General features: G+C 64.0%; 32 protein-coding genes and 1 pseudogene. 22 read left to right on the top strand and 11 right to left on the bottom strand.

The genetic code is table 11. The features are described 5' to 3' along the window. Positions 1-24: 24 nt before the first annotated feature. From GWG65_RS28985 to GWG65_RS28970, 4 genes and pseudogenes are all read right to left on the bottom strand, one after another. Entirely contained in the window at positions 25-498 is a 474-nt protein-coding gene (locus tag GWG65_RS28985; RefSeq protein WP_275198960.1) for a TetR/AcrR family transcriptional regulator, read from the bottom strand. Positions 499-510: 12 nt separating this feature from the next. Next, positions 511-636: pseudogene (locus GWG65_RS28980) on the bottom strand (helix-turn-helix domain-containing protein); the annotation flags it as partial. 65 nt (positions 637-701) lie between these two features. Then, positions 702-1,139: a hypothetical protein gene (locus tag GWG65_RS28975; RefSeq protein WP_275198933.1), complete on the bottom strand. Its 438-nt coding sequence runs from the start codon at positions 1,137-1,139 to the stop codon at positions 702-704. Positions 1,140-1,143: 4 nt separating this feature from the next. After that, positions 1,144-1,434: a hypothetical protein gene (locus GWG65_RS28970; protein ID WP_275198932.1), complete on the bottom strand. Its 291-nt coding sequence runs from the start codon at positions 1,432-1,434 to the stop codon at positions 1,144-1,146. A 162-nt stretch (positions 1,435-1,596) separates the two neighbouring features. Here GWG65_RS28970 and GWG65_RS28965 point away from each other — a divergent pair, with 162 nt between their 5' ends. From GWG65_RS28965 to GWG65_RS28925, 9 genes are all read left to right on the top strand, one after another. Next, entirely contained in the window at positions 1,597-1,803 is a 207-nt protein-coding gene (locus tag GWG65_RS28965) for a hypothetical protein (protein ID WP_275198931.1), read from the top strand. Continuing rightward, positions 1,800-1,958 (top strand): hypothetical protein, encoded by a 159-nt coding sequence (locus GWG65_RS28960; RefSeq protein WP_275198930.1) that lies wholly within the window; start codon positions 1,800-1,802, stop codon positions 1,956-1,958. The genes GWG65_RS28965 and GWG65_RS28960 overlap by 4 nt, the downstream gene beginning before the upstream one ends. A gap of 18 nt (positions 1,959-1,976) precedes the next feature. Beyond that, positions 1,977-2,195 (top strand): hypothetical protein, encoded by a 219-nt coding sequence (locus GWG65_RS28955; RefSeq protein WP_275198929.1) that lies wholly within the window; start codon positions 1,977-1,979, stop codon positions 2,193-2,195. Between the two features lie 39 nt (positions 2,196-2,234). After that, positions 2,235-2,783, top strand: a complete 549-nt coding sequence (locus tag GWG65_RS28950) for a hypothetical protein (RefSeq protein ID WP_275198928.1) — start codon at positions 2,235-2,237, stop codon at positions 2,781-2,783. A 10-nt stretch (positions 2,784-2,793) separates the two neighbouring features. Then, complete coding sequence (locus GWG65_RS28945) at positions 2,794-3,420, top strand: PepSY domain-containing protein (RefSeq protein WP_275198927.1); 627 nt, start codon at positions 2,794-2,796, stop codon at positions 3,418-3,420. Between the two features lie 136 nt (positions 3,421-3,556). Next, positions 3,557-4,726 carry a DUF3734 domain-containing protein gene (locus tag GWG65_RS28940; protein ID WP_275198926.1) on the top strand — a complete coding sequence of 390 codons (1,170 nt, stop codon included), beginning with the start codon at positions 3,557-3,559 and terminating at the stop codon, positions 4,724-4,726. A gap of 29 nt (positions 4,727-4,755) precedes the next feature. Beyond that, a complete protein-coding gene (locus tag GWG65_RS28935) occupies positions 4,756-5,547 on the top strand; it encodes an acetoacetate decarboxylase (RefSeq protein ID WP_275198925.1) in 792 nt (263 codons plus the stop codon). A gap of 77 nt (positions 5,548-5,624) precedes the next feature. Continuing rightward, on the top strand, positions 5,625-6,413 hold the full coding sequence (locus GWG65_RS28930; RefSeq protein WP_275198924.1) for a 3-hydroxybutyrate dehydrogenase: 789 nt from the start codon (positions 5,625-5,627) through the stop codon (positions 6,411-6,413). 187 nt (positions 6,414-6,600) lie between these two features. Beyond that, a complete protein-coding gene (locus GWG65_RS28925) occupies positions 6,601-7,209 on the top strand; it encodes a hypothetical protein (protein WP_275198959.1) in 609 nt (202 codons plus the stop codon). 102 nt (positions 7,210-7,311) lie between these two features. Here GWG65_RS28925 and GWG65_RS28920 read toward each other — a convergent pair whose 3' ends face one another. The 3 genes from GWG65_RS28920 to GWG65_RS28910 form a co-directional block, all read right to left on the bottom strand. After that, the gene (locus GWG65_RS28920; protein ID WP_275198923.1) at positions 7,312-8,520 is read right to left on the bottom strand and encodes an LLM class flavin-dependent oxidoreductase; all 1,209 of its coding nucleotides are present in this window, start codon (positions 8,518-8,520) and stop codon (positions 7,312-7,314) included. Positions 8,521-8,625: 105 nt separating this feature from the next. After that, entirely contained in the window at positions 8,626-9,873 is a 1,248-nt protein-coding gene (locus GWG65_RS28915; RefSeq protein ID WP_275198922.1) for an acyltransferase family protein, read from the bottom strand. A gap of 86 nt (positions 9,874-9,959) precedes the next feature. Further along, complete coding sequence (locus tag GWG65_RS28910; RefSeq protein WP_275198921.1) at positions 9,960-11,075, bottom strand: helix-turn-helix domain-containing protein; 1,116 nt, start codon at positions 11,073-11,075, stop codon at positions 9,960-9,962. A gap of 206 nt (positions 11,076-11,281) precedes the next feature. Between GWG65_RS28910 and napE the strand changes: the two genes are divergently transcribed. The 10 genes from napE (at position 11,282) to GWG65_RS28860 (ending at position 19,015) form a co-directional block, all read left to right on the top strand. Beyond that, on the top strand, positions 11,282-11,464 hold the full coding sequence (gene napE, locus GWG65_RS28905) for a periplasmic nitrate reductase, NapE protein (protein WP_275198920.1): 183 nt from the start codon (positions 11,282-11,284) through the stop codon (positions 11,462-11,464). A 26-nt stretch (positions 11,465-11,490) separates the two neighbouring features. Then, positions 11,491-11,820, top strand: coding sequence for a chaperone NapD (locus tag GWG65_RS28900; protein WP_275198919.1), 330 nt, complete (start codon positions 11,491-11,493; stop codon positions 11,818-11,820). Positions 11,821-11,836: 16 nt separating this feature from the next. Beyond that, positions 11,837-14,350 (top strand): nitrate reductase catalytic subunit NapA, encoded by a 2,514-nt coding sequence (napA, locus tag GWG65_RS28895; RefSeq protein WP_275198918.1) that lies wholly within the window; start codon positions 11,837-11,839, stop codon positions 14,348-14,350. Then, on the top strand, positions 14,347-14,817 hold the full coding sequence (locus tag GWG65_RS28890; RefSeq protein ID WP_275198917.1) for a nitrate reductase cytochrome c-type subunit: 471 nt from the start codon (positions 14,347-14,349) through the stop codon (positions 14,815-14,817). Before napA ends, GWG65_RS28890 begins: the two co-directional genes overlap by 4 nt. Continuing rightward, on the top strand, positions 14,814-15,467 hold the full coding sequence (locus GWG65_RS28885) for a NapC/NirT family cytochrome c (protein ID WP_275198916.1): 654 nt from the start codon (positions 14,814-14,816) through the stop codon (positions 15,465-15,467). Before GWG65_RS28890 ends, GWG65_RS28885 begins: the two co-directional genes overlap by 4 nt. A 304-nt stretch (positions 15,468-15,771) precedes the next feature. Continuing rightward, positions 15,772-16,887, top strand: a complete 1,116-nt coding sequence (locus GWG65_RS28880; protein ID WP_275198915.1) for an ATP-dependent RecD-like DNA helicase — start codon at positions 15,772-15,774, stop codon at positions 16,885-16,887. Between the two features lie 188 nt (positions 16,888-17,075). Beyond that, on the top strand, positions 17,076-17,780 hold the full coding sequence (gene msrA / locus GWG65_RS28875) for a peptide-methionine (S)-S-oxide reductase MsrA (protein ID WP_275198914.1): 705 nt from the start codon (positions 17,076-17,078) through the stop codon (positions 17,778-17,780). Positions 17,781-17,809: 29 nt separating this feature from the next. Further along, a complete protein-coding gene (gene msrB, locus GWG65_RS28870) occupies positions 17,810-18,229 on the top strand; it encodes a peptide-methionine (R)-S-oxide reductase MsrB (RefSeq protein ID WP_275198913.1) in 420 nt (139 codons plus the stop codon). 110 nt (positions 18,230-18,339) lie between these two features. Continuing rightward, complete coding sequence (locus tag GWG65_RS28865; RefSeq protein ID WP_275198912.1) at positions 18,340-18,504, top strand: DUF3309 family protein; 165 nt, start codon at positions 18,340-18,342, stop codon at positions 18,502-18,504. A gap of 214 nt (positions 18,505-18,718) precedes the next feature. After that, positions 18,719-19,015 (top strand): hypothetical protein, encoded by a 297-nt coding sequence (locus tag GWG65_RS28860; protein ID WP_275198911.1) that lies wholly within the window; start codon positions 18,719-18,721, stop codon positions 19,013-19,015. Between the two features lie 76 nt (positions 19,016-19,091). Here the strand turns inward: GWG65_RS28860 and GWG65_RS28855 are convergent, their stop codons facing one another. Continuing rightward, positions 19,092-19,634: a DUF4112 domain-containing protein gene (locus tag GWG65_RS28855; RefSeq protein ID WP_275198910.1), complete on the bottom strand. Its 543-nt coding sequence runs from the start codon at positions 19,632-19,634 to the stop codon at positions 19,092-19,094. A 61-nt stretch (positions 19,635-19,695) separates the two neighbouring features. Next, a complete protein-coding gene (locus GWG65_RS28850) occupies positions 19,696-20,121 on the bottom strand; it encodes a DUF5413 family protein (RefSeq protein WP_275198909.1) in 426 nt (141 codons plus the stop codon). Positions 20,122-20,264: 143 nt separating this feature from the next. Here GWG65_RS28850 and GWG65_RS28845 point away from each other — a divergent pair, with 143 nt between their 5' ends. From GWG65_RS28845 to GWG65_RS28835, 3 genes are all read left to right on the top strand, one after another. Next, on the top strand, positions 20,265-20,510 hold the full coding sequence (locus GWG65_RS28845) for a hypothetical protein (protein ID WP_275198908.1): 246 nt from the start codon (positions 20,265-20,267) through the stop codon (positions 20,508-20,510). A gap of 53 nt (positions 20,511-20,563) precedes the next feature. Then, the gene (locus GWG65_RS28840) at positions 20,564-20,785 is read left to right on the top strand and encodes a hypothetical protein (protein WP_275198907.1); all 222 of its coding nucleotides are present in this window, start codon (positions 20,564-20,566) and stop codon (positions 20,783-20,785) included. 256 nt (positions 20,786-21,041) lie between these two features. Then, positions 21,042-21,317, top strand: coding sequence for a hypothetical protein (locus GWG65_RS28835; protein WP_275198906.1), 276 nt, complete (start codon positions 21,042-21,044; stop codon positions 21,315-21,317). Positions 21,318-21,412: 95 nt separating this feature from the next. Here GWG65_RS28835 and GWG65_RS28830 read toward each other — a convergent pair whose 3' ends face one another. Together GWG65_RS28830 and GWG65_RS28825 are read right to left on the bottom strand one after the other, a co-directional pair. Continuing rightward, a complete protein-coding gene (locus GWG65_RS28830; RefSeq protein ID WP_275198905.1) occupies positions 21,413-23,014 on the bottom strand; it encodes a hypothetical protein in 1,602 nt (533 codons plus the stop codon). A gap of 37 nt (positions 23,015-23,051) precedes the next feature. Further along, the gene (locus GWG65_RS28825) at positions 23,052-24,344 is read right to left on the bottom strand and encodes an adenylosuccinate synthase (RefSeq protein WP_275198904.1); all 1,293 of its coding nucleotides are present in this window, start codon (positions 24,342-24,344) and stop codon (positions 23,052-23,054) included. Positions 24,345-24,380: the final 36 nt, after the last annotated feature.

Raw genomic sequence — 24,380 nt, 5'->3', positions numbered from 1 at the left:
CCGGCGCCCCATCGAGCGCTGGGTTCAACAGGCGGATTTGTAGCGCAAATCGGCGGGAATGTTGATGAGTTGAGGGGGCGCCGTGTTAGCGAACGTTGTGTTGCCAAGCGCCTTCGCGCAAAAGCGCATCATCTCGCTGAAGGCTGGCCGAAGGGCGGTGGCCTTGATACGGGACGGATTGAGGTAAGCGTCCATCGCGTCCAGCAGACAGCAGGCAAGCGCCATCGGGCTCCCGCCCCGAAACTCCCCGCTCAGCTGCCCGGCCGCGATGATCGATCGAACGACGCCGCGAAGCCGATCGGCGTGAGACAGGCTGGCCAGCCAGTTCGCTTGTCCTGCGGCGACCACCAGCTCGTGCAATCGGACATCGTTTGCCAGCCGGTCTTCATGCAGCCGGGAGATCGCACTCAACGCCGCATTCAGCCGCTCCAGGCCGGAGCGGCCGCTTCGCGCTGCACTTGCAGCTGCCATGGAAACCTGCTCGAGCAGCTCCGTCACGACGGCCTCTTCGAGCGCCTGGCGCGACGGATAGAACCGATAGAGATTTGCCGGCGACATGGATGCGCCGCGAGCGACGTCGGCGACCGTGGTCTTGCGGTACCCGATCTGCCGGTACAAGCAGATCGCAGCCTGCATGATTCTTTCACGCGTGCACGACGATCCAGTCCGGCGTGTAGTCTGTGCCTTCGGCATGTTCGGCCTCAACGCTCCGGAGTCGCATGCATTTCACGCCGGCAGGCCTCGCCGAATTCGCGCAGCGGATCCATCTCCTCCATGAAGCCCGGCAGGTCGACGAACGACGTGTTCGGTGCAAGGTAAGTCTCGATGATGAGCCGTCCCGCCCGCTCCGCTGCATGGACAACCTCATCATTGGACAGGATCCGCATACGCCCGATCAGCGCATACAAGTTCACCAGCGCCGGGATCTCGGATTTGTCGCTGGTCAGCGCGTCCGCATAGAGCCGGGACGCCTCCTCAATGAAGCAGCGGTACAGCTTTTCACGCTTGGAGACCGCGTGGGCATGATAACGCTCACGAACCCTGCGGCGACGGGTCACCCATCCCGTCACGATCGTGGAAATCGCTCCGAAGGCCGAGCCCCCGAACGCGGCGAAAGCGGGAAAATAGATCGTGTTCATGCGATCATTCCTCATCTTTTGCGCCATGATAGCGGTGCGAGCCCACGGTCCTGACGGAAGCCGCAGCGGCTGCGTGCTCGAAGACGGCTCTGCAAGCTTCGCTCAGGTCCGACTTTCTTTGCCTGAGACAGGCTTCCACATTGGTGGCGTCGGGGATGTAGCTCGCGCACAGGCGAAACGCGTCAGACGTGCATGCCGCCTTCTGCTCAGCTGTCCCGCGGTCCTCCTGAGCAAACGCAGCGGTGCCCAAGGCAGCGAGCGCCAAACCTGACAGTACCATCCGCTTCTTCAACATATCCGATCCTTTCTCCAGTTAACGCATCCGAGCGGGAAGCACGGCCTCGCCGCCTTGCGCCCGACCAGGGCGAACACGGGGTTGTGAGTCTCTGCTCTTGACACATCCCGCGATCCGCGCTGTATATGAAATATACGGTGTAGTTTATTTAGGAGATCGAAGATGTCAAGCCTGTTCCTGGCGCTCGTGCGGGAAAATCCCTGGCCTGGGATTGCCGTCGCATCGCTCAATCTGATTGTGGCCGTGTCGCTCGTGGGCGTCAGCCTGCTGCTGGGTCTCACCATCTCGGTGCTCGCCTGGGTGCATGCGCTCGCCGATAGCGAACCCGCGCCGATGCGGCATGCGGCCAACCGAAGGGGCTTCGCATGACCCAGGGGCTATTGCTCGCTCGCGATTGCATCATCTGTTGGGTCACGGTGTGGCTCGCGCCGGTCGAATCCATATTCGACATGATCGAATCCGAACTCGACCGCAGAGGCGTCGCACTTGAAGGGGTCAAGCACCCTTCCCCGCCCGCCGCCTGAGCATCGTGGAATTCCGACATGCTCAACTTCATCGAAGTTTTCGACGTCATGCACGTGGAGCCGTCCACCGGCGCTTCCGTGTGGACCGGCCTCACGGGCACGCGAACGGCCCTCAAGCGCGACGGACACATCATTGATCCTAAGGCGATGGCCTATTGCCCGATCGAATGGCTCGACGAGCGCGGCTATCTCGATGCCGAACGCGCGCGCCGACATCCGCGGCCCTCGAGCATCTGAAACGAGACGGAATCATTCCATGCCTGGGAGCTGGCTAACGTGAGCAGGAAATCCGTGTTGTCGCGATACGCGAACGGCCTTGTCGAACCCGAGCTTCCCCTGCGGGCCTATTTTCTATCGGTTGGAGGTGCGTTGCTCTTGCTGCTTCTGGCGGCCGATTGGGTGCTGCCTGCACCTCTGCCGAGCCGGCTCACGGACTCGCATTCCGCATTGCCGCCGATCCGGATCCACTCGGAGCTGCGTGGACCCGAAGCCGTCGTCATCGATACCAGCGGGATTGAACCTCTCCCGGCGCCCACCGAGCACCACAGCGCCGAGGCTCCATCGCAGCAGCCCGAACCTGAAGTCGCGGGCGTCGTGACGGACGTCGGTGACGGTCGCCCGGCGGCGGCGACGACCGATCTGCGCCTCCGCGAAAGCCTGGCCCAGTTGCAGCCGGCCGTTCAGGAGCAAGCAGGGCGGGGCGGGAGGCCACATCAGATCACGACGCGGTGGAGCAAGCTCGCTCAGGCACGAGCCCGAAAGCTGCGGCGATCTGCCCGGCATCCGGGCTTCCAAGCCAGCCGGTACGCCTTGGTGCCGAACTAGGCCACCAATCATGAAGAACATCACAGGATTACGCGCGATGCCCAAGAAGCAGTTGTTTGCCCTCATCGTTTGTTCCGCTGCCCTCGCCGGCACTGGTGCTCTGGCCGGCGTCATGCCGCCCCCTGCCGACGCCGAACAGCAAAGCGCGACCGCGCAGGGCAATGTCGAAGAGGCCGCCGTTCGCCGTGTGCTGGAGCAATTCCACACCACAAAGGTCCCGCTCGGTCAGGCAATGGCGATTGCGGAGCGTCTGCACGATGGGTCGAGGACCGCAGACATCAGCTTCGAGATATCCGGTCCGCCGGTCTACCGCGTGCGCACGATCAAGAACGAGCGGGTCTTTGAGAATGTCATAGATGCGAACACCGGAAGCATATCGCAAGCGGAAATCGCGTCATCGCTCAAGGAGCTCGATCGCGCAGATCTCGCCAACATCATCGCGCTGAAGTGGATCAAGCAGGAGCTGTCGGACGCGGTGCGGGTCGCCGAGAAAGCCGCGGCGGGAAACGCTCTCGCCGGTGGGCTGATGAAACAGGACGGCAAACTCAACTTCGTGGTCGTTATCGCCAGCGGCGACCGCTTGAAGGAAGTCATGCTGGAGCCGCCCAAGGTGGGGCAGCGGTCGGTCCAACACTAAGCGCTGGTCGGCCACCGAGCACGATCTCGTGAGTTGCGAGACCCCCGCGGCCAATATATATACTATACCGTATAGTTTCTTTTCTGACTGACGTTTACCTGCCCTTCAGCCTCGATCACCGAAAGCAAGCCAGACCATGAATTTCCAGCCCCGATCACACCTGCCGACCACCCAACGGCGGCTGCCATTCGATTGCATCGCGCTGCTGCTGCAAGGCGGCGGCGCTCTCGGGGCCTACCAGGCTGGCGTCTATGAGGCGCTCGCCGAAGCTGACATCCACCCCGATTGGGTGGCAGGCATTTCGATCGGCGCGATCAATGCCGCGATCATCGCAGGCAACCCGCCAGAGTCGCGCGTCGACCGGCTTCGCGATTTCTGGACGCAGGTGACTTCCACCGCGCCCTGGGATTGGTCCGGAAATTCACTTCTCGACATGCGCAGCGACAATGCGCGCAACGTCCTGAATCAGATGAGCGCGGGCCTTGCCGCAGCATGCGGCGCAAACGGATTTTTCTCCGCGCGCCCCCTCCTGCCCTGGCTCCATGCCGGTGGCACCACCGAAGCAACCAGCTTCTACGACACCCGTGCATTGAAGAGCACCCTCGAGCGGCTGATCGACTTCGATCGTCTCAACGCGGGGATGACGCGGTTCAGTGCAGGAGCGGTCAATGTGAGAACAGGCAATTTCGTCTATTTCGACAACAGCACCCATACGATCCGGCCGGAGCACATCATGGCGAGCGGTGCGCTGCCGCCGGGCTTTCCCGCAGTAGAGATCGAGGGCGAGCATTACTGGGACGGCGGGCTGGTGTCCAATACGCCGCTGCAATGGGTGATCGACTGGGGTGCGCCGCAGGACATGCTGGCATTTCAGGTCGATCTCTGGAGCGCGAAGGGCCAGCTTCCGAGCAATCTGCCCGAGGTCGTCACGCGTCAAAAGGAAATTCAGTATTCAAGCCGCACGCGCGCAAGCACTGACCAATTCAAGCACGTGCAGCGCCTGCGACGTGCGCTCACTGCGCTCCTGGACCGGATCCCCGAAGAACTCAGAGAGCACGAGGACGTGAAGCTCCTGAACACCGCGGTGTCCCCCAACGTCTACAATATCGTTCACCTGATCTATCGGGCCCGCAACCACGAAGGCCACTCCAAGGACTACGAGTTCTCCCGCCTCTCGATGCAAGACCATTGGCGCGCCGGCTACCACGATGCGCTGCGCACCCTGCGTCATCCCGAGGTGCTCGCACGCCCGGTCACCCCGGATGGGGTTTTCACATTCGATCTGGAGCACGATGGGCGTGAGTAGGACCGCTGATTTGGCGCACGGAGAACCCCATGCGTGAGAGTGATGTGCGCAAGCGCGCCTTTGCGATGCCGCTCACCAGCCCGGCCTATCCGCCAGGCCCTTACCGGTTTGTGGATCGCGAGTACCTGATCATTAGCTATCGCACCGACCCGGCAAAGCTGCGCGCCCTGGTGCCTGAACCGCTTGAACTCGATGACCGCAACGCGCTCGTCAAGTATGAATTCATCCGCATGCCGGATTCGAATGGCTTTGGCGACTACACCGAAAGCGGCCAGGTCATTCCGGTCACGTTCCGTGGCCGTAAAGGCGGCTACAACCACTGCATGTTCCTTAACGACGAAGGCCCGATCGCCGGCGGACGCGAACTCTGGGGCTTTCCGAAAAAGCTTGGCCAGCCGACATTACGGACCGAGATCGACACGCTGATCGGCACTCTCGATTACGGTCCCTTGAGGGTTGCGACGGGCACGATGGGTTACAAACATCGTGAGGCCGACCTCGGCCAAGTCAAGGCCGCGCTCGAGGAGCCCAACTTTCTGCTCAAGATCATTCCGCATGTCGATGGCAGCCCGCGGATCTGCGAGCTCGTCGAATACCACCTCGAACAGATCGTGTTGAAGGGCGCCTGGACCGGCCCCGCGGCTCTCTCCCTCACGCCTCACGCTTTGGCGCCGGTTGCCGATCTTCCCGTCCTGGAGATCGTCTCCGCGATTCACATCCGCGCAGATCTCACGCTGGGCCTTGGCAGAGTGGCCCATGATTATCTGCAAGAGCCAGCGCGACGTGCCTTCCGGGCTTCGGAGCGAAGTCTGGTCACCTGATCGCGGGTCCACAACCGGGCGCTCTCAATGGCCGACGCTTCTCCCGCTCGGGCAATAGACAGACAAGAGTGAGTGAAATGACTATTCTGAAGGGTAAGACAGCCGTCGTGACCGGCTCGACCAGCGGCATCGGGCTCGCATGTGCGCGCGTCTTGGCAGCCGCAGGCGCCAACATCGTGCTCAACGGGATGGGGACGCCTGCCGAGGTCGAGAAAGAGTGCTCTGCGATCAAAAGCGAGTTCGCCGTCAAGGCGATCTATTCGCCCGCAGACATGGCGAAGCCGATCGAAATCGCCGGGCTGATCGCGCTAAGTGAGGCGACCTTCGGCAGTGTGGATATCCTGATCAACAACGCCGGCGTCCAGCACGTCTCTCCCATCGAAGAGTTTCCGCCGGAGAAATGGGATGCAGTCCTTGCGATCAACCTATCCGCCGCGTTCCATGCCATCCGTGCCGCGGTGCCCGGCATGAAGAGGCGCGGCTGGGGCCGGATCATCAGCACGGCTTCGGCCCATTCGCGCGTCGCCTCGCCGTTCAAGTCAGCCTATGTCGCAGCCAAGCACGGCATCGACGGCCTCACCAAGACGGTAGCGCTGGAACTCGCCAGGTCCAAGATCACCTGCAACTGCATCAGCCCCGGCTACGTCTGGACGCCGCTGGTGGAAAAGCAGATCCCGAACACAATGAACGCACGCAACATGCGGAGAGATGAGGTCATCAGCGACGTCCTGCTCGCGGCCCAACCGACCAAGGAATTCGTCACCGTCGAGCAGGTGGCCTCGCTCGCACTGTTTCTGTGCAGCGACGAGGCCGCGCAGATCACCGGTGCCAATCTTGCGATCGACGGTGGCTGGACGGCTGCGTAGGACCCGCCGCCCGTCGATTATCGGGCGCCGCGCGACAGCCAGGAAGTCAGCGTCACTTGGAACGTCAATACTCCTTTCTCAAGTGGTTTCAGACGCAGACGCACCGAGCAGCTTGACGCAAGTCAAGGGAGAAACGCCAAGCCGTGTGATGGTTATCAGCTTATCGGCTAATCAATGGAGATCGGCCATGTCAGAGCAGAGCAGCATGCATTTTTACCTCAATTCGGCCAAGGAGCGGATCGACGAGATGGATGCCGCGTTGGCTTCGTTCGAGGTGAAGGCGACGGAGGCCAAAGCGGAGTCCATGGTCAAGGCCGATCAGATCATCGCCGATCTGAAGAGGAGGCGGGATGAATTTCAGGCGCAGCTCAAGACGCAAGCGGAAGCCGGCGAAGCCGCCTGGGCGCGCGCCAAGCCGGAGCTGGAAAAGCACTGGACCGGCTTCGAAGCGCAGATGAAAACCTACTTCGAAAGCGCCGGCAAGCAGATCGAGCAGCAGCAGGCCACATTCAAGGACATTGCAGCGGCCCAGACGAAAGCATGGCGCGAGGCGGCGGGTCAATTTCGTGAGGCAGCAGGCAAGGCGGTCGCGGCCCGCAGCGTCGATGTCGATGCCGCGCTCAAGCAAATGAAGTCAGACGCGTCTGAGGCCGAAGCACGCCTGGAGAAGCTGAAGCAGGCGGGCAGCGAGTCCTGGTCCGTGCTAAGCGCTGCGCTGGCCGAATCCCGCAAGGCGTTCGATCAAGCCAATCACGCCGCCTGGAACGCGTTGAAGGGGCCTGGCTCAAAGAGCTGAGGTAAACCAGTTGAAGAGAGCCTTGTGCCGCGGACGTGGCGCATCGCCACTTCGGCGGTACGCTGCCAAACCGGGCCCCCACGCCGCGAGACCTCGAACTCTCTACCCCGCTGCCGCCGCCTTCGCCGGCGCGACGTTGATTGCGAGCTTGCCGTAGCGGTCGGTGAAGGCCTGGGTGTCGATCTCCTCAAGCTTGATCTCGCCGCTCATCACGCCTTTCTTCCAGACGTCCTGCGCGGGATCGTTCTGGAACTCCGGCATCACCTCGCGGCCGAACAGCTCCAAGGACTCGCAGATGTGCTCGTGGCTGTTCTTGCCGGCCTGGTTGAGCAGGATGACCTGGTCGATATGCGAGCTCTGGAAGCGCTTGAGCTTCTTTCGGATCGTCTCTGGCGAGCCGATCAGGCCGCCGCGCAGCGCCGCCTCCTGCGCCTCCGGATTATCGCGCTTCCATTTGTTGTACGCGTCCCACATGTTAACGGTGTAGGGCGCCGGACGCTGACGGTTCTGCGCGGCGCCGTAGAAGCGCAGCGCGAACTGGAAGAACGTAGCGCCGTCGGCGCGGGCGCGCGCCTCCTCGTCGGTCCTGGCACACATGAAGAACGACACCAGCGCCATGTTCGGATTGATCTCGTAGTCGGCGAGCTTGTGCAGCCGCTTGGTCATGGCGTTGTAATAGGCGTGCACCCAGGCATGCGCAGCATCCGCGCTGACGAACTGGAAGCCGAGCGCGCCAAAGCCGTGACGGCCCGCGCGTTCGATGGTCGGCAGCTGCGAGCATGCCATCCATAGCGGCGGATGCGGCTTCTGCACCGGCTTCGGCACGACATTGCGCAAGGGGATGTCGAAATACCTGCCGTGATGCTCGCTGCCGGCATCTTTGAACATCGGAAAGATCGCGGCCACGGCTTCCTCGAACACCTCCTTCTTGGTTTCCATGTCGCGGCCGAACGGCTCGAGCTCGGTGATCGACGCGCTTTCACCCATGCCGAACCCGCAGCGGCCGTTCGAGAGCAAATCGAGCACCGCGACCCGCTCGGCAACGCGCGCCGGATGGTTGGTGGTGAGCTGAAGGATGCCGTGCCCGAGCCGGATCTTTTGCGTGCGCTGGCTGGCGGCGGCGAGAAAGGATTCCGGCGAGGGCGAGTGCGAATATTCTTCGAGGAAGTGATGCTCGACCACCCAGGCGTGGTCGTAGCCGAGCTTGTCGGCGAGCTCGAGCTGCGAGAGTGCGTTCTGGTAGAGCCTGAGTTCGTCGCCCGCCACCCAGGGCCGTGGCAGTTGCAGCTCGTAGAAGATGCCGAACTTCATGACGCCTCTCCCGCATTATTTTTCTTGCGCTCATCTTAATGGGTGAGGCGGTGCTGTCTACGGAAGCGCAATTCCGCCGTGCGGGAGGACGATCCGCGTCTCGCACTATGGCGCAACGGGTCCTGCGACTTCGGCGGCAGGCACCGCTTCGCGTGGTGCGCGGCGGCCGTTCAGCACCGCACCGATGATGGTGAAGCGCACCAGCAGATGATAGCTCGCCAGCATCGGCGGAATCGCGATGCCGAGAATGATGGCGAACTTGATCAACCCGGGCCAGTTGAGCTGTGACAGGGCGACCTGCAGCGCCATCACGATCGGCAAGTGGATCAAATAGAGCCAGTAGGACGCATCGGCGAGGTAGCGCCAGGTCGGGCTGAAGCCAGACATGAAGCGGAGCGCGAGACCGATGACCGCGAAGGTCGAAATCCATATTGCCGGTGCATACAGAACCACGCAGACAAGCTTGAGCGTGGCGAAGCTGAACGGCAGTTTTGGCGCGCCCGGCGCGGACAACATCACACCTGATAGCACGAAGCTGATCAGGATCAGGACGACCGCAAGCAGGAGGTGCGGGAGCCTGCGTCGCTCGAGGAGGCGCAGCAGATCGGCCTGACGATGCAACAGCCAGCCGACGCCGAAGGCGGTGCCGAAACCGATCCAGGCCTGCGCATTGGTGATGAGCGATTGATCCGGCGTCCTCACCCCCATCGCGTTGACCCATCGTTGGTCGAGGCTGAAAGCGATGCCGATCGGGATCGCCAGAACCAGAGGCGCCAGCGGATTGCGCATGATCCCCGCGAAGAGACGATCGAGGACCGCCCGCCAGTTGCCGGACGCATCAAGCCAGACGATCGCGCCGCGCACCAGCAGCATGGCGACATAGAGCTCCAGCAGCACATAGATGAACCAGAGATGGGTCAGGGGAAAATTCGGCAGCACCGGCGGCCAATTGCGCACGCCATGGATCGGCCCGCCATTTGGCAAATAAGCTGCCCAGATCACGATCAGGCTGACCGGCGTGAATATAATCGGCCAGCCGATTACGAGCGGCAGTCCGATTCTCTGCAGCCTGTCCCGGACGAAGTCCCGGGTGCCGCGGCGATGAAAGCTCATGCGGGCGAAGAAGCCGGCCATCAGGAAGAACGTGGTCATCCGGAAGACGTGGATGGTGAAGGACACCAGGCCGAGGAGCAGGCTTGGATGGGTGTCCCGGACGAACCAGAACTGGGCCGAGGCGGGCACAAATGATAATGCCGCGTGCAGGACGATGCCAAGCAGCAGGGCGCCACCCCTGAGCGCATCGAGAGCGTGGAGCCGTTCAGAAGGAGGGGCGGCAGCGGTCGAATGGGACATGGATGGACTCGTTCCGGCTGGACAGGGTTTCTGCCGTACAGTCTGCCCAATCGGGGAATGGCCCTCTCGCCAGATCCAGAAATCGGCTAGCCGATTTCTCGGCGCGGTTGGCTGATTTCAGCCATGTCGGGCCGGCTCAAGGCCTCGCGCCGGAATTCGGTCGGCGTCACGCCGGTCTTGGCCTTGAAGGCGCGATTGAAAGGTCCGATCGACTGGAAACCTGCATCCATGGCGATGGTCAGCACCGGAACATCCCGCTGCGTCACGTCGGACAACGCCAGCTTGGCATCCTCGATACGGTAGCGATTGAGGAACGCATTGAAGTTGCGATAGCCCAGCCCTTCATTGATCGCCTGGCGCAGCCGATGCTCGGGAACGTCGAGCCGTGCCGCCAACGATCCGATCGCAAGACCTTCCTGCCGGTAGGTTCGCTCCACGGTCATCAGATGATCGAGGCGCCGGAGCAGGATCGGGTCGACGACGACCCGTCCCGTGGGAGCACGAGCGGCCCCGCGCGCGTCGCTGGATGCGATTGCCGCCGTGGCGTCGACGGGCACGGCCGGCTGCGTAGCGAAAGCCCCCAGTCCGGCGAGCATGGCCACCACGAACAGGCCGAGCGCGGTCGGGAGACTGCCGGGCGCGCCCGGGACCGCGACGGGAATTGCGGCGAAGCCGGCACCAGCGACGACCGCGATGAGCCCAACATTGATCGCAAGCATCGCCAGCCGCAGTCGGCGGCGCCGCGCGACCAGATCGGCACGCCAGGTCTTGACCGTCTGCACTGCGGCCGCGAGAGCCAGGGCCAGGGCGACCAGCGCCAGGACTCGACCGCCGGCCCCGGCCAAAGCAGGCCAGTGCGCCCAGCCCAGCGTGATCGCAAACCCGAAGGCCACGATGCTCAGCCACAGGGCGCCGTGCCATCGCCTAAGTACGAAATCGTCGTCGAACGCCACGCGCGCCCACACCCAGAACACGGCGGATTGTGCCGACAGGATCGGCAGCACCCACCACCATGAGGATTTTGGAAAGAACGGCGCGGTCGCGATGGCGTAGAACACGCCACCAGCAGACATGGCCATGCCCAGCAAAGCCTGCTGGCTGGCCGCACGACGCAGCAGCGCCACGAGAATGATCAACAGGAACACGCCGCTCGTTGCGCCGCGAAGCCCGAGATCGACGGCCGTGAGCCCCACACCATTCACGCCTTCGAGTCTCCCCAGTCTCCGTTCGAGAACTCAACTCTCGCATCGCCTTCGCGCGTGCACAACCCAAACTTGTGCGGCCGCCATCGTCGCAAACCGGCCCCTTGATCCAGATCAACGCAAACACGGCCCGAATGCACCAAAAGTGCAGCAAGGCAACGGCCCGGATGCCGTCCCGATCCCCCAAAATTTCAGCGAGACCGGATATGTCGGCCCCTGACGACACGCATGGGCGCGTGCGCCGTAAGCGCATGGAGATTTTTGCGTTTCTGTTCCTGACCGCGGTCGTGATGCCCGTCCTCGCGATCGGAACGGTCGGCTCCTACGGCCTCGCCGTCTGGATCTACCAGATGGTCGCGGGCCCGCCCGGCCCGCCTCCCCCGCATTGATCTCCGAACAGCGAAAGACAGGCATCATGGCCCAAGGCTTACTCAACAAAGCCACACTCAATCGCCGCGCCTTGATCACCGGCCGGGTGCTTAGCGCCGAGCGCATCGTTCCGCCGCCGGGTTGCGAGATCGCCAGCATGATCGTGCAGGCGCGTCCCGAGCGCCTCGTCGAGGTCGAAGCCGAGATCGTCGCGCTTCCCGGCTGCGAGATCCACGGCCGCGATCCGCGCGGCAAGCTCGTCGTCGTCACCGAAGCGCCGGACGCCGGCAGCCTCGGCACCCTGCTCAACACCATCCAATCGCTGCCGCACGTCTATTCCGCAGTGCTGGTCTTTCACGCCATCGAAACGGCTTAAGGCCGGGAGAGCCGTCATGACATCGCCAAAACTCGACCGCCGCCAGATGCTGAAGCTCGAGGCCGCCGCGATCGCGGCCGCCGCCGCTGGGCTCCCAGCGCCGGCGCTTGCCGCCAATCTCGTTGCCGAGCGCGAGACATCCGAACTGAAATGGGACAAGGCCGCCTGCCGTTTCTGCGGCACCGGCTGCTCGGTGATGGTCGCGACCAAGGACAACCGCGTGGTCGCAACCCACGGCGACATCAAGGCCGAGGTCAATCGCGGCCTCAACTGCGTCAAGGGCTATTTCCTCTCCAAGATCATGTACGGCCATGACCGCCTGACCCAGCCGATGCTGCGCAAGAGCGGCGGCAAGTACGACAAGAACGGCGAGTTCACGCCGGTGTCGTGGACCGAAGCCTTCGACATCATGGAGGTGAAGTGGAAGGAGGCGATCAAGAAGCGTGGGCCCAACGGTGTCGCCATGTTCGGCTCCGGCCAGTGGACGATTTGGGAGGGCTATGCCGCCTCAAAACTGTTCAAGGCCGGCTTCCGCACCAACAACATCGACCCCAATGCGCGGCACTGCATGGCTTCCGCGGTCGCCGGCATGATGCGCACCTTCGGCATCGACGAGCCTCCCGGTTGCTATGACGACATCGAGGCCACCGACGCCTTCGTGCTGTGGGGCTCCAACATGGCGGAGATGCATCCCATCCTGTGGTCGCGGCTGACCGACCGCCGCCTCTCCGCGCCGCATGTCCGCGTCGCCGTGCTCTCGACCTTCGAGCACCGCTCGTTCGACCTCGCCGACATCGGCATGGTGTTCAAGCCGCAGACTGACCTCTATCTCCTCAACGCCATTGCCAACCACATCATCAGGACCGGTCGGGTCAACAAGGACTTCGTTGCCGCGCACACCGTGTTCAAGCGCGGCCAGACCGACATCGGCTATGGCTTGCGGCCCGAGCATCCGCTGCAGAAGAAGGCGACGGGCGCAGCGAAGGCGAACGATTCCACCGACATGAGCTACGACGAGTTCGTCAAGTTCGTCTCGGAGTACACGCTGGAGAAGGCGGCCGAGATGTCCGGCGTGCCGCTGAACCGGCTGGAGGCGCTCGCCGAGCTCTATGCCGATCCCAAGACCAAAGTGGTCTCGTTCTGGACCATGGGCTTCAACCAGCACACCCGCGGCGTCTGGTGCAACAACCTCGTCTACAACATCCACCTTTTGACCGGTAAAATCTCCTCGCCCGGCAACAGCCCGTTCTCGCTGACCGGCCAGCCCTCGGCCTGCGGCACCGCGCGCGAGGTCGGCACCTTCTCGCACCGCCTGCCGGCCGACATGGTCGTGACCAACAAGGCGCATCGCGAGCATGCCGAGCACATCTGGAAGCTTCCCGACGGCACCATCCCCGACAAGCCCGGCGCTCACGCCGTGCTGCAAAGCCGGATGCTGAAGGACGGCCTGATCAACGCCTATTGGGTCCAGGTCAACAACAATTTGCAAGCCGGAGCCAACGCCAACGAGGAGACCTACCCGGGCTTCCGCAACCCCGACAATTTCATCGTGGTCTCGGACGCCTATCCGTCGGTGACCGCGCTCGCCGCCGATTTGATCCTGCCGACCGCGATGTGGGTGGAGAAGGAAGGTGCCTATGGCAATGCCGAGCGGCGGACGCAGTTCTGGCATCAGCTCGTCGCTGCGCCGGGCGAGGCGAAATCCGATCTCTGGCAGCTCATGGAATTCTCGAAGCGCTTTGAGATCGAGGAAGTCTGGCCCGAGGAGCTGATCGGCAAGATGCCGGAAGTTCGCGGCAAGACGCTATTCGACGTGCTCTACAGGAACGGCCAGGTCGACAAATTTCCGGTCTCCGACATCGAGCCGGGTTATCTCAACGACGAGTCCAAGGCATTCGGCTTCTACGTGCATAAGGGCCTGTTCGAGGAATACGCCACGTTCGGCCGCGGCCATGGCCATGACCTTGCGCCGTTCGACACCTATCACCGCGAGCGTGGACTGCGCTGGCCCGTCGTCAACGGCCAGGAGACGAAGTGGCGCTTCCGCGAGGGCAGCGATCCCTACGTCAAGCAGGGCACCGAGGTGCAGTTCTACGGCCATCCCGACGGCAAGGCGCGCATCTTCGCCCTTCCCTACGAGCCGCCGGCGGAATCGCCCGACAACGAATATCCGTACTGGCTCTCGACCGGCCGCGTGCTGGAGCACTGGCATTCCGGCACCATGACGCGCCGCGTGCCCGAACTCTACAAGGCGTTTCCCGAAGCCGTCTGCTTCATGCACCCCGACGACGCGCAGGACATGAAGCTGCGCCGCGGCGACGAGGTGAAGGTGACGTCGCGCCGCGGCTTCATCCGGGCCCGCGTCGAGACGCGCGGCCGCGACCGGCCGCCGCGCGGGCTGGTGTTCGTGCCCTGGTTCGACGAATCCAAGCTGATCAACAAGGTGACGCTGGACGCCACCGATCCGATCTCGCTTCAGACCGATTTCAAAAAGTGCGCCGTGCGCATCGAGCGGGTGGGCCTGTCATGATGAAACGATCCGCAATCGCCCTGCTCGCCTTCGCGATCGCCGCCGGCGCGAGCTCCCTGACTGCGCAGACTGTCACATCAGGCCTGCGCGGCCCGGCCCCGCTCAATGACGAGGGTCCGGCGCCGCCGATGCTGCCGAACCGCAACACCTCCGAGAGGGAGGTGCGCAACTATCCGGAGCAGCCGCCGGTGATCCCGCACAGCATCGACGGCTATCAGGTCGATCTCAACGGCAACAAGTGCCTGTCCTGCCATGCGCGGGCGCGCATCGCGGAATCGCAGGCGCCGATGGTCTCGATCACGCATTTCATGGATCGCGACGGCCAGTTCCTGGGCTCGATCTCGCCGCGGCGCTTCTTCTGCACGGAGTGCCACGTGCCGCAGAACACCGCCACGCCGCCGGTCAGCAACGATTTCACCGACATCGACACGCTGCTCTCGCGCGCAAGCCCCGGGGGCCGCCGATGACGACGACCGCTGGCGAGCCCCATGAAAAGCTGAAGGCCAGGCGCGGATTCATCGCGCGAAGCTGGGATTTTGCGCGCGAGCTCTGGCTGGTGCTGATCCGGCCGAGCTCGGTGTTCGGGCTCGGCGTGCTGGTGCTGGCGGGCTTTGCGGCCGGCGTGATCTTCTGGGGCGGCTTCAACACCGCGCTGGAACTGACCAACACTGAAAAGTTCTGCACCGGCTGTCACGAGATGCGCGAGAACGTCTTCGCCGAGCTGAAGTCGACCATCCATTTCTCAAACCGATCCGGCGTGCGCGCGACCTGCCCGGACTGCCACGTGCCGCACAACTGGACCGACAAGATCGCCCGCAAGATGCAGGCCTCCAAGGAGGTCTGGGGCAAGATCTTCGGCACGATCGACACCCGCGAGAAATTCCTTGATCATCGGCTCGAGCTTGCGGCCCATGAATGGGCGCGCTTCAAGGCTAATGATTCGCTGGAATGCCGCAACTGCCACAGCGCCGATTCCATGGACATCACCAAGCAGTCGCCGCGGGCCTCGGTGGCGCACCAGCGCTTCCTGTTCACGGGCGAGAAGACCTGCATCGACTGCCACAAGGGCATCGCCCACCATCTGCCCGACATGCGCGGCGTTCCCGGCTGGCAATAGGACAGTCTCGGCCGCTTGCATCAAGGGCTATCGCAAATCTTGGCGGGGTCTGAGCCAGCGCCTCGTCCTTCGAGACGACCGCTTTGCGGTCTCCTCAGGATGAGGCTAAGCGGCATCTTGCCTGTGGAAATTGCAGCCGCGCGTACTGTCCTCGTCCTGAGGGCCCGCCAAAGGCGGGCGTCTCGAAGGATGGGCCGCAGAGAATGGGGCTTGAATGCGATTGTCCTGCGCTTGAACCGGCGGGGCGAATGGTTAGTTTGAGGGGTGGCGAATCGCTTCGATTTCGCCCTTCCTCAAGACAGACATGCCCACATTTACCCCGCATCAGGATGCCGCGCTCAAAGCTGTCGGCGATTGGCTCAAGGCCAAACCGGGCCGAGGCGGCACGCCGCCGGTGTTCCGCCTGTTCGGCTATGCCGGCACCGGCAAGACCACGCTGGCGCGGCACATCGCCGACGGCGTCGACGGTGAGGTGAAGTTCGCCGCCTTCACCGGCAAGGCGGCGCTGGTCATGCGCAACAAGGGTTGCGACGACGCCTCCACCATCCATTCCCTGATCTACCGCGCCCGCGAATCCGGCGAGGAGCAGCCGAGCTTCGAGCTCTGGGACGACGCGCCCGCGTCCAAGGCCAAGCTGATCGTGATCGACGAATGCTCGATGGTCGATGCGGAGCTTGGGCGCGATTTGATGTCGTTCGACTGCCCGCTGCTGGTGCTCGGCGATCCCGCACAGCTGCCGCCGATCCAGGGCGGCGGCTTCTTCACCAACACCGAGCCCGACGCGATGCTCACGGAAGTGCATCGCCAGGCCCAGGACGATCCGATCGTGCGGATGTCGATGGACGTCCGCGAAGGCCGCGAGCTCGACATCGGCCGTTACGGCGAGAGCGAGGTGGTGTCGCGCAAGGAGCTCGATCCCGACCGCGTCATGGCCGCCGACCAGGTCCTGGTCGGCCGCAACAACACGCGACGCGCGTACAATATGCGGGTGCGGCAGCGGCAGGACATCGAGGATACCTTCCCGGTCGCCGGCGACAAGCTGGTGTGCCTGCGCAATAACCGCAAGAAGGGCCTGTTCAACGGTGGCCTGTGGCGCGTGAAGTCGCGCAACACCTCGCGCTCGAAATCGCGCATCCTCAGCATGCGGCTGTCGCCGGACGAGGATCTTGGCCACAAGGTGACCAAAGTCTCGGTGCGCGCCGATTGCTTCGAGGGCGGCGTCGAGCAGATCGCCTGGGAGCAGCGCAAACCCTATGACGAGTTCGACTACGGCTACGTGCTGACCGTGCACAAATCGCAGGGCTCGCAATGGGACGACGTCGTGCTGTTCGACGAGAGTTTTGCGTTCCAGGACTCGAGGGCCCGGTGGCTGTACACCGGCATCACGCGCGCGGCGAAGCGGCTGAGCATTGTGATTTAGTCGGCAAGGCCGTGGCAACGTCGTAGCCCGGGGTCCTGCCCCGCGTGTTTCACGGACTCGTGTCCGTGGCGGCGTAACAACGGCCTGCAACTGCCGTATCTCAGGGTAACGAAAAACGCTCGCCGGGCAGGCTGTTCGCCCGGGCCCAACCGCCCTAGACTTGTCACACCTTCGAAAGAGGATCCGCCATGCGCCGACCCGCCCTCCTGACCCTGCTTGCCGCCACCACCGCATTGACGGTGGCCTTTGCCGCGCCGTCACGGGCCGCGGAGGATGCGGTCGTGATCCCCGCCCCCGCCGTGGATGCGGCGCCGGCGAGCGGGATCCAGACCGCCGTGATCGCCGGCGGCTGCTTCTGGGGCGTGCAGGGCGTGTTCCAGCACACCGCAGGCGTCGTCAATGCGGTCTCCGGCTATGCCGGCGGCACCAAGGCGACCGCGGACTACCGCAGCGTCTCGTCCGGCACGACGGGCCACGCGGAATCGGTCGAGATCAAATACGATCCGAAGAAGATCTCCTACGGCAAGATCCTCCAGATCTACTTCTCGGTGGCGCACGACCCGACCCAGCTCAACCGCCAGGGCCCGGACACCGGCACGCAATATCGCTCGGCGATCTTCACCACCACCGACGAGCAGAAGAAGGTCGCGGAGGCCTATATCGCCCAGCTCAACGGCGCCAAGGTCTTCAACAAGCCGATCGTGACCAAGGTCGGCGCGCTGGAAGCGTTCTATCCGGCGGAGGCCTATCACCAGGACTATCTGACGCTGCACCCAAGCCAGCCCTATATTGCCTACAACGACATTCCGAAGGTCGAGAACCTGAAAAAGCTGTTCGCGGATAATTACATCGAGAAGCCGACGCTGGTCAGCGCCAGCAAAGCCACCAACTGATCGCAAGGTCACCAACCGACGGGAGACCCATGCCCGACACCAAGACGAAAACCACGCACGACAAGATCATCAAGAGCGAAGAGCAATGGCGGCAGGAATTGTCGCCGATGCAGTACGCCGTGCTGCGGCAAAAGGCGACCGAGCGTCCCTTCTCGGGCGAATATGAGCACGACCACCGCTCCGGCACCTACGTCTGCGCCGGCTGCGGCAATGTGCTGTTCGAGTCCGACGCCAAGTTCGATTCCGGCTGCGGCTGGCCGAGTTTCACAGAGCCCGCGGTCGAGGGCCATGTCGACGAGGACCGGGATGTCAGCCACGGCATGATCCGCACCGAGGTGCTCTGCGCCAAGTGCAGCGGCCATCTCGGCCATGTCTTTCCGGACGGCCCCGGGCCGACCGGGCTGCGCTACTGCATCAATTCCGCGGCGCTGAAGCTCGAGCCGAAATAAAACCTTGCGCGCCGCCCAGTTCCGTCATGGAACCCGGCGGCGCGATGTGCTTTTCTCTTCTGGCGGTGCGCCCGACCCTCACAATTCGGCGGCCGCCAGGGGAGGATGCCATGACCCTCGGGACCATCCTGATCATCCTGGTGATCATCTATCTCGTCGGCGGCCTGTCGGGCCGCATCGGCGGCTACGGCTATGGGATGGGCCATTCCGGCATGGGGATCGGCGGCGTCGTACTCGTGGTGCTGCTCGTCCTGCTGCTGCTTGGCAAGCTGTAAACCATACAAGCCATTGGAATTGCTTTGCTTATTCCAGATGCGGGGCTGCCATGCGCGGATTCATCATCTCCGATCGCAGGGGTCGCAATTTTGTCAAAACGGCCTATATTAGAAAACGAAAATGACATGTGCGGCGGGCCCACTCGATCGTGGCCTCTGCCCTCTCAAACCCCACGCGCTTAAAGCCCCAGAGAAGATCACGAGGTCTTTGACCATGCGTCCACTGCGTCCGTTCAACTTCAACACCTCCGCCGAACTGTTTCCCGCCGCGATCCGCAAGAAGAAGCGGGCGGGCTTCACCTATCGGCGGTTCGGCACCGCGGCCGAAGCCGTCCAGTTCGCGATGGAGCAGTTGCCGACGGATTCGCTGAACGGCGCCTATCTCCAGGTCGAGGAAGCGCGCTTCGACCAGAACGGCATCCGCTCGCTCTACGAGAGCGAAGCCTTCCCGCTGCCCCGTCACCGCAAGCCGGCAGAGACCAACGCCAACGCCGACGCCGACGCGGCGTAAGCTTTTCCGCAAGCCTTTGAAAGCGCGATGGCCCAATAAGCCGTCGCGCTTTTTGCGTTTTGGTGCAAGAGGCGCCTCAGATGCGCGGCTGCTTGTCGAGCCAGCGCCGAAGCAGGCGGACGTTGCGCATGTTGGCGCGGAACATGACGTCGAAGGCGTCGCCTGCGAAGGGGACCATGCCGACCACGCCGTCGACCGCGACATTGCCGAGCATGCGCGCCGTGAGGTACCAGGGCGCGCCCAGCGCGCGGGCCTCGCGCACCAGCCACAGCGAGATCGCGGTGGTGATGATATCGCCGACCACCGGGATCAGCCCGATCAGGCCGTCGATGCCGTAGCGGATATTGGTGCCGGGCAGGACGAAGGCGACGTCGAGCAGCTTTGCGATCGCCTCGATCCGCGCGATCCGCTGCTCCCGCGTCAGGTTGCCGAACGGATTGCCTTGCCCGAACTCGACGCGAAATTCGCGAAACCCCTGCTCCAGCGTTTCGGGACGGATCTCGCGGCCTTCCTGGTCGATGATCGGCCCCTCCGCCTCGGCGCTAGAAGAGTTCGTGCGTGAGCGGCCCCCTGAACGGGGTCGGCGCGGAGCAAGGATATCGTCGTCGGACATGGTCATGGCCTTCAGGGAACGCGCCAGCGCGGTGGAGGTTGCTGCGGCGTGGTCGAAGGTCGCGCCCTCAGGTCGAGGCCGCCGCGGGCTGCGGCTCCTGGATGTATTTGTGCACGAGCCAGGATGACGCCACCGCCGGCACGAAACCGACGAGGCCGTACAAGATGAACTGCACCGCGCCCGAGTCCGGGCCGCGCGAACTGTAGGTCAGCGACGCCAGGATGAAGGCGAACACGCCGACCATCAGCATCCGCAGCACCGGGCCGATCCGCCTGACGTGGACCAGGATGTCGTCGACCGCGCCGATCATCAGTGAGGGCAGGAAGCCGAACAGATAGCTGTATTGCAAGGTCTTGAAGAACACTGCGAACAGCTTGCCGACCTCGCCGAGATTGGTCTGGGTCCAGTAGCCGGACTGATAGGTCGTGGTCAGCAGCAGCAGGAACCCGCCCACGAACGGGCCCAGGAGCGCAAACACGAAATAGCGTTTCATCAGGCATCCTCATCCTTCGCCGTCGTTATAGCAGTGGCGCGGGAACCTTGAATAGCGGGGCGTACCCCATCCGAGGGGAACAAGTGGCAAGGCGACGAGTTCAGACAGGACTTGAAATTAACCTGTCCGATTTGGAGCGACCGATGTCCCGCAAGCTGTTCCTTCTGACGATGATCACGCTGGCGACCCTGAGCGGCCTGTCGGGCCCGCCTGCTCTCGCGCAAGGTCATGCTGGTACGCCGCAGGAACAGCAGGCCTGCTCGCGCGATGCCTCGCGGCTGTGCCGCAAGGACCTTGGCAATGACAGTGCGGTGCAGAGCTGCCTGCAAGCCCACCGCGGCAAGCTGTCGAGGTCTTGCAGCAAGGTGTTCGAGAGCCACGGGATGTAAGCATCAAGCCCCGGAGATCCGACAAAACCCCTTGGAGATCTGAGATGTCAGACATGCTGCGCGACGAACAGCTCACGATCCTGAGGGACATCAGCCAGTCTTTTGCCTTTGCCGACGACCGCCACGGCAAGATCGACGAGCTGATCGCCGGCGGCTATGTGGTGAAGGACGGCGATCTGTTCGAACTCACGGCGAAGGGCGTCACCGCCGTCGAAGAACACGCCGCAGCACTCGGAGATCCCGACGCGGAACAAGCGAGCGTGTCGTCTGTTTGACGGAACGCGCCGCTTGGACGTGACGAAGCTGCAACAATTGCGAATTCCTTTGCGCGTCCCATTGCAGCCTCATGACAATGGCGCATACTTCGCTCGGGCGGCGCAGCACCTTCGATTCGAACATCACGAGAGATCGAGCAGCCACATGCGGGATTGGGTTCCCCGTGTGATGGCTGCGACATGCGGCAGAGCAAGCTGCGTGCGGCGCCCCAAAATCAAGTGGCTCAAGCCCACATAACTTGGGGATGCATTCTACATGACACGCTACCGGACCATTGCCACGCTGTTCGCCTTCGCGACTGCCACCGTCGTATTCCAGACCTCGCCGGGCCTCGCCTTCTCATCCCAAGCGCAGCAGATGTGCTCGGGCGATGCGATGCGGCTGTGCTCGAGCGAAATCCCCGACATCCCGCGCATCACCGCCTGCATGGTGCGGAACAGGTCGCATGTCAGCGCCGGCTGCCGCGCCGTGATGGACCGCGAGCACGCAGCCGCAGCAGCATCGCGCAAGCGGGAAGCCGCCGCGCAATAGGCCCGTTCATTTCGATTGAACCGCCGGCAGCGAGAGAATTCGATTCACCTCTCCACGCCAGGGGAGAGGCGTAGAATCTCAGCCGGGCGTAGCGCCTAATCGCCCCACTGCGCGAACGCGTCGTTGAACGCGCGTTCGCCGGGGGCGCCCTTTTCGATGGCGATGATGGCACGGCGCTGGTTGGCGTAGACCAGCGGCACGTCGAACCATGAGCGCTCCTTCAGGAGCTGGACGTTGCGGGCGCGGTCGGCGTCGACATTGGAGAGGCCGACCAGGAAGAAGCCGTCGGTGACCTTGACCGCGAGCCCCGCGAGCGGGGTGCCGCGCGCCTGCTCGTTCGACTTCATCAGGATGCCCGGCACGTTGGAGACGCTGCCGCCGGGAAAATCCTGCGGCAGGATAAAGGTCAATTCCGCGGTATGGCTCGCCGGCAGCGACGAATCGGTGTTGCGGCGGAACGACATCGTCATCTTGAACTTGCGGTCGGGGATCTCGATGTCGGCGCGCACGGCGACGTCGGCCTTCTGGTTGCCCGACGCCTTGATCGGCTCCAGCCGCCACACCACCGAGCCGACATATTGCCTGCCCTTCGGATCGGACGGATCCTCGTCATAGAGCACGACCTTCTGCGCCACCGGCGCAACCGGCTGGTCGCTGGCCGAGGGCTGGCCGACGCGGTCCGGAATCTTGGGCTTGCTCTGCGGCTGCGACGGATCCTTCGGGGCTTCCACCACCTGGGTCGGCGAGGACTTGAACAGGCCGCTCGCAGTCTGGACCAGCTGTTTGCCCCAGAGAATGCCGGCGCCAACCAGGATCAGAACGATGCCGACGGCGATCGCGCTCTTGAACGGGAAGATCGAGCGGGAGCGGGCGCGCTTCTTGACGTCGCGGTCGGGCGCTATGCGCGGGCGCGGCGCCTGCGGCGCATAGCGCTCGGCCTCCTCGATCGACTCGTCATAGGAATAGGGCGAATCCCCCTCGCCGACGCGGTTTTCCAGGCTCGGCTCGAGCCGGTCGAATTCCGGCGAGGGCGAGGGCACGTTGGCATAGGTGCGGCGCGCGGCGCGGTTGGCCTGCGCGGCGGCGCCGCCGAGATCGTTGGCGTCCGCGGTGATGTCGCGGAAGCCGCGTACGCCCGGGGCCTGTGGCAGCGGCGGTCCGGCATCCGGCGGACGACGGGCGCCAGCGCGTCCGCCTGCCGGCGGCTCGGGCATCGGCGGCGGAGCGGGCGGACCCGGCTGGCGCGGCGCATCGAAACGCGGGGCCCGCGGCGAACGCTGGGCGTCGCGATCGACCTGATCGTCACTGCCGAAGGACGGGCGGTCCGCACGCGGCGGCAGAGGAGCCGGACGGGCGCGCGGTGGCGCACCCTGCTGGGCCGCAGCAGGCGGATTGCCCTCGGCTGCGCGGGCGCTGGCCCTGCGGAAGGCGTCGCCACTGCCGCTGCGGGCACCGCCGCCTGGACGCGAGGCCTCGCGGGCGCGCTGGGCGGCCTCGGATTCGACCTTGCGAACGGCCTCCTCAAGCGACAGCCGTTCGCGGGTGATCTCGGATTCGGAAAGCGGCGGCTGCACGCTGCGAAGCTGCGCGATCAGCGCCGTGCGCGCCCGTTCATAGAGCGCGCGACGGCTTTCGCCGGGAGCGTTGGGATCCAGGGCGGCAATAGCGCGGGCGATCAGCGGATAGTAATCAGCCATTTCAACTCAACTATACGCACGTCCCGGTAAGATATCGTTAAGCCTCAAACGGATTTTGCACCAGGATAGTATCCTCGCGTTCCGGGCTGGTGGAAAGCAGCGCCACCGGGCACCCCACCAATTCCTCGATCCGGCGGACATATTTGATCGCTTGGGCTGGCAGGTCGGCCCATGACCGCGCATTGGCGGTCGGCTCCTTCCAGCCCTCGATGGTCTCGTAGACCGGCTCGACCCGGGCCTGGGCGCCCTCGCCGGCCGGGAAATGGTCGATCTCCTTGCCGTCCAGCCTGTAGCCGGTGCAGACCTCGATCGAGTCGAAGCCGTCGAGGATGTCGAGCTTGGTCAGCGCCAGGCCGTTGATGCCGCCAGTGCGGACCGCCTGGCGGACCAGCACGGCGTCGAACCAGCCGCAGCGGCGCGGCCGCCCGGTATTGGTGCCGAACTCGCGGCCGCGCTCGCCGATCCTGCGGCCGGTCTCGTTGTCCTGCTCGGTCGGGAACGGGCCCTGGCCGACGCGGGTCGTATAGGCCTTGCACAGGCCGAGCACGTAGCCGACCGCGCCGGGGCCGAGGCCCGAGCCGGTCGCGGCCTGCGCCGCTACCGTGTTGGACGAGGTGACGTAAGGGTAGGTGCCGTGGTCGACGTCGAGCAGCGCGCCTTGCGCGCCTTCGAACAGCATGCGCTTGCCCTCGCGCCGCTTGATGTCGAGCAGCCGCCACACCGTCTCGGCATAGGGCAGGAGCTGCGGCGCGAGCGCGCTCAATTCCTTCAGGATGTCCTTGCCGTCGAACTCCGGCAAATTGAGGCCGCGACGCAGCGCGTTGTGATGGGCGAGCAGGCGGTCGATCTTGTGCGGCAGCGTGTCGAGATCGGCGAGGTCCATCAGGCGAATGGCGCGGCGGCCAACCTTGTCTTCATAGGCGGGGCCGATGCCGCGGCGGGTGGTGCCGATCGCGGTCGCCGCATTGGAAGACTCGCGCAAGGCGTCGAGCTCGCGATGCAGCGGCAGGATCAGGGTGACGTTCTCGGCAACCCGCAGATTGTCCGGAGAGACCGCAACGCCCTGCGACCGCAGCTTGGTGACCTCGTCGAGGAAGGCGGCGGGATCGAACACCACGCCATTGCCGATCACCGACAGCTTCTGGTCGCGCAGCACGCCGGAGGGCAGCAATGCGAGCTTGTAGGTCTTGCCGTTGATCACCAGCGTGTGGCCGGCGTTATGACCGCCCTGGAAACGGACGACGATGTCCGCCTGCTCCGACAACCAGTCGACGATCTTGCCCTTTCCCTCGTCACCCCACTGGGCGCCGACGACGACAACATTGGCCATTCGCGGGTAATCCTTCGAAGATTTTAGATGCGCCCA

Source organism: Bradyrhizobium sp. CSA207 (genome assembly GCF_029051685.1).
In the GTDB taxonomy this organism is placed as follows: domain Bacteria; phylum Pseudomonadota; class Alphaproteobacteria; order Rhizobiales; family Xanthobacteraceae; genus Bradyrhizobium.
Note: the sequence above shows the minus strand (reverse complement) of the source record. Positions and strands in the feature narration are given on the sequence as shown.

Excerpts from the sequence above, each read along its gene's own strand:
- GWG65_RS28975 (WP_275198933.1), bottom strand. The coding sequence starts at position 1,139 with ATGAACACGATCTATTTTCCCGCTTTCGCCGCGTTCGGGGGCTCGGCC.
- GWG65_RS28970 (WP_275198932.1), bottom strand. The coding sequence starts at position 1,434 with ATGTTGAAGAAGCGGATGGTACTGTCAGGTTTGGCGCTCGCTGCCTTG.
- GWG65_RS28965 (WP_275198931.1), top strand. The coding sequence starts at position 1,597 with ATGTCAAGCCTGTTCCTGGCGCTCGTGCGGGAAAATCCCTGGCCTGGG.
- GWG65_RS28960 (WP_275198930.1), top strand. The coding sequence starts at position 1,800 with ATGACCCAGGGGCTATTGCTCGCTCGCGATTGCATCATCTGTTGGGTC.
- GWG65_RS28955 (WP_275198929.1), top strand. The coding sequence starts at position 1,977 with ATGCTCAACTTCATCGAAGTTTTCGACGTCATGCACGTGGAGCCGTCC.
- GWG65_RS28945 (WP_275198927.1), top strand. The coding sequence starts at position 2,794 with ATGAAGAACATCACAGGATTACGCGCGATGCCCAAGAAGCAGTTGTTT.
- GWG65_RS28940 (WP_275198926.1), top strand. The coding sequence starts at position 3,557 with ATGAATTTCCAGCCCCGATCACACCTGCCGACCACCCAACGGCGGCTG.
- GWG65_RS28935 (WP_275198925.1), top strand. The coding sequence starts at position 4,756 with ATGCGTGAGAGTGATGTGCGCAAGCGCGCCTTTGCGATGCCGCTCACC.
- GWG65_RS28930 (WP_275198924.1), top strand. The coding sequence starts at position 5,625 with ATGACTATTCTGAAGGGTAAGACAGCCGTCGTGACCGGCTCGACCAGC.
- GWG65_RS28925 (WP_275198959.1), top strand. The coding sequence starts at position 6,601 with ATGTCAGAGCAGAGCAGCATGCATTTTTACCTCAATTCGGCCAAGGAG.
- GWG65_RS28920 (WP_275198923.1), bottom strand. The coding sequence starts at position 8,520 with ATGAAGTTCGGCATCTTCTACGAGCTGCAACTGCCACGGCCCTGGGTG.
- GWG65_RS28915 (WP_275198922.1), bottom strand. The coding sequence starts at position 9,873 with ATGTCCCATTCGACCGCTGCCGCCCCTCCTTCTGAACGGCTCCACGCT.
- napE (WP_275198920.1), top strand. The coding sequence starts at position 11,282 with ATGTCGGCCCCTGACGACACGCATGGGCGCGTGCGCCGTAAGCGCATG.
- GWG65_RS28900 (WP_275198919.1), top strand. The coding sequence starts at position 11,491 with ATGGCCCAAGGCTTACTCAACAAAGCCACACTCAATCGCCGCGCCTTG.
- napA (WP_275198918.1), top strand. The coding sequence starts at position 11,837 with ATGACATCGCCAAAACTCGACCGCCGCCAGATGCTGAAGCTCGAGGCC.
- GWG65_RS28890 (WP_275198917.1), top strand. The coding sequence starts at position 14,347 with ATGATGAAACGATCCGCAATCGCCCTGCTCGCCTTCGCGATCGCCGCC.
- GWG65_RS28885 (WP_275198916.1), top strand. The coding sequence starts at position 14,814 with ATGACGACGACCGCTGGCGAGCCCCATGAAAAGCTGAAGGCCAGGCGC.
- GWG65_RS28880 (WP_275198915.1), top strand. The coding sequence starts at position 15,772 with ATGCCCACATTTACCCCGCATCAGGATGCCGCGCTCAAAGCTGTCGGC.
- msrA (WP_275198914.1), top strand. The coding sequence starts at position 17,076 with ATGCGCCGACCCGCCCTCCTGACCCTGCTTGCCGCCACCACCGCATTG.
- msrB (WP_275198913.1), top strand. The coding sequence starts at position 17,810 with ATGCCCGACACCAAGACGAAAACCACGCACGACAAGATCATCAAGAGC.
- GWG65_RS28865 (WP_275198912.1), top strand. The coding sequence starts at position 18,340 with ATGACCCTCGGGACCATCCTGATCATCCTGGTGATCATCTATCTCGTC.
- GWG65_RS28860 (WP_275198911.1), top strand. The coding sequence starts at position 18,719 with ATGCGTCCACTGCGTCCGTTCAACTTCAACACCTCCGCCGAACTGTTT.
- GWG65_RS28855 (WP_275198910.1), bottom strand. The coding sequence starts at position 19,634 with ATGACCATGTCCGACGACGATATCCTTGCTCCGCGCCGACCCCGTTCA.
- GWG65_RS28850 (WP_275198909.1), bottom strand. The coding sequence starts at position 20,121 with ATGAAACGCTATTTCGTGTTTGCGCTCCTGGGCCCGTTCGTGGGCGGG.
- GWG65_RS28845 (WP_275198908.1), top strand. The coding sequence starts at position 20,265 with ATGTCCCGCAAGCTGTTCCTTCTGACGATGATCACGCTGGCGACCCTG.
- GWG65_RS28840 (WP_275198907.1), top strand. The coding sequence starts at position 20,564 with ATGCTGCGCGACGAACAGCTCACGATCCTGAGGGACATCAGCCAGTCT.
- GWG65_RS28835 (WP_275198906.1), top strand. The coding sequence starts at position 21,042 with ATGACACGCTACCGGACCATTGCCACGCTGTTCGCCTTCGCGACTGCC.
- GWG65_RS28830 (WP_275198905.1), bottom strand. The coding sequence starts at position 23,014 with ATGGCTGATTACTATCCGCTGATCGCCCGCGCTATTGCCGCCCTGGAT.
- GWG65_RS28825 (WP_275198904.1), bottom strand. The coding sequence starts at position 24,344 with ATGGCCAATGTTGTCGTCGTCGGCGCCCAGTGGGGTGACGAGGGAAAG.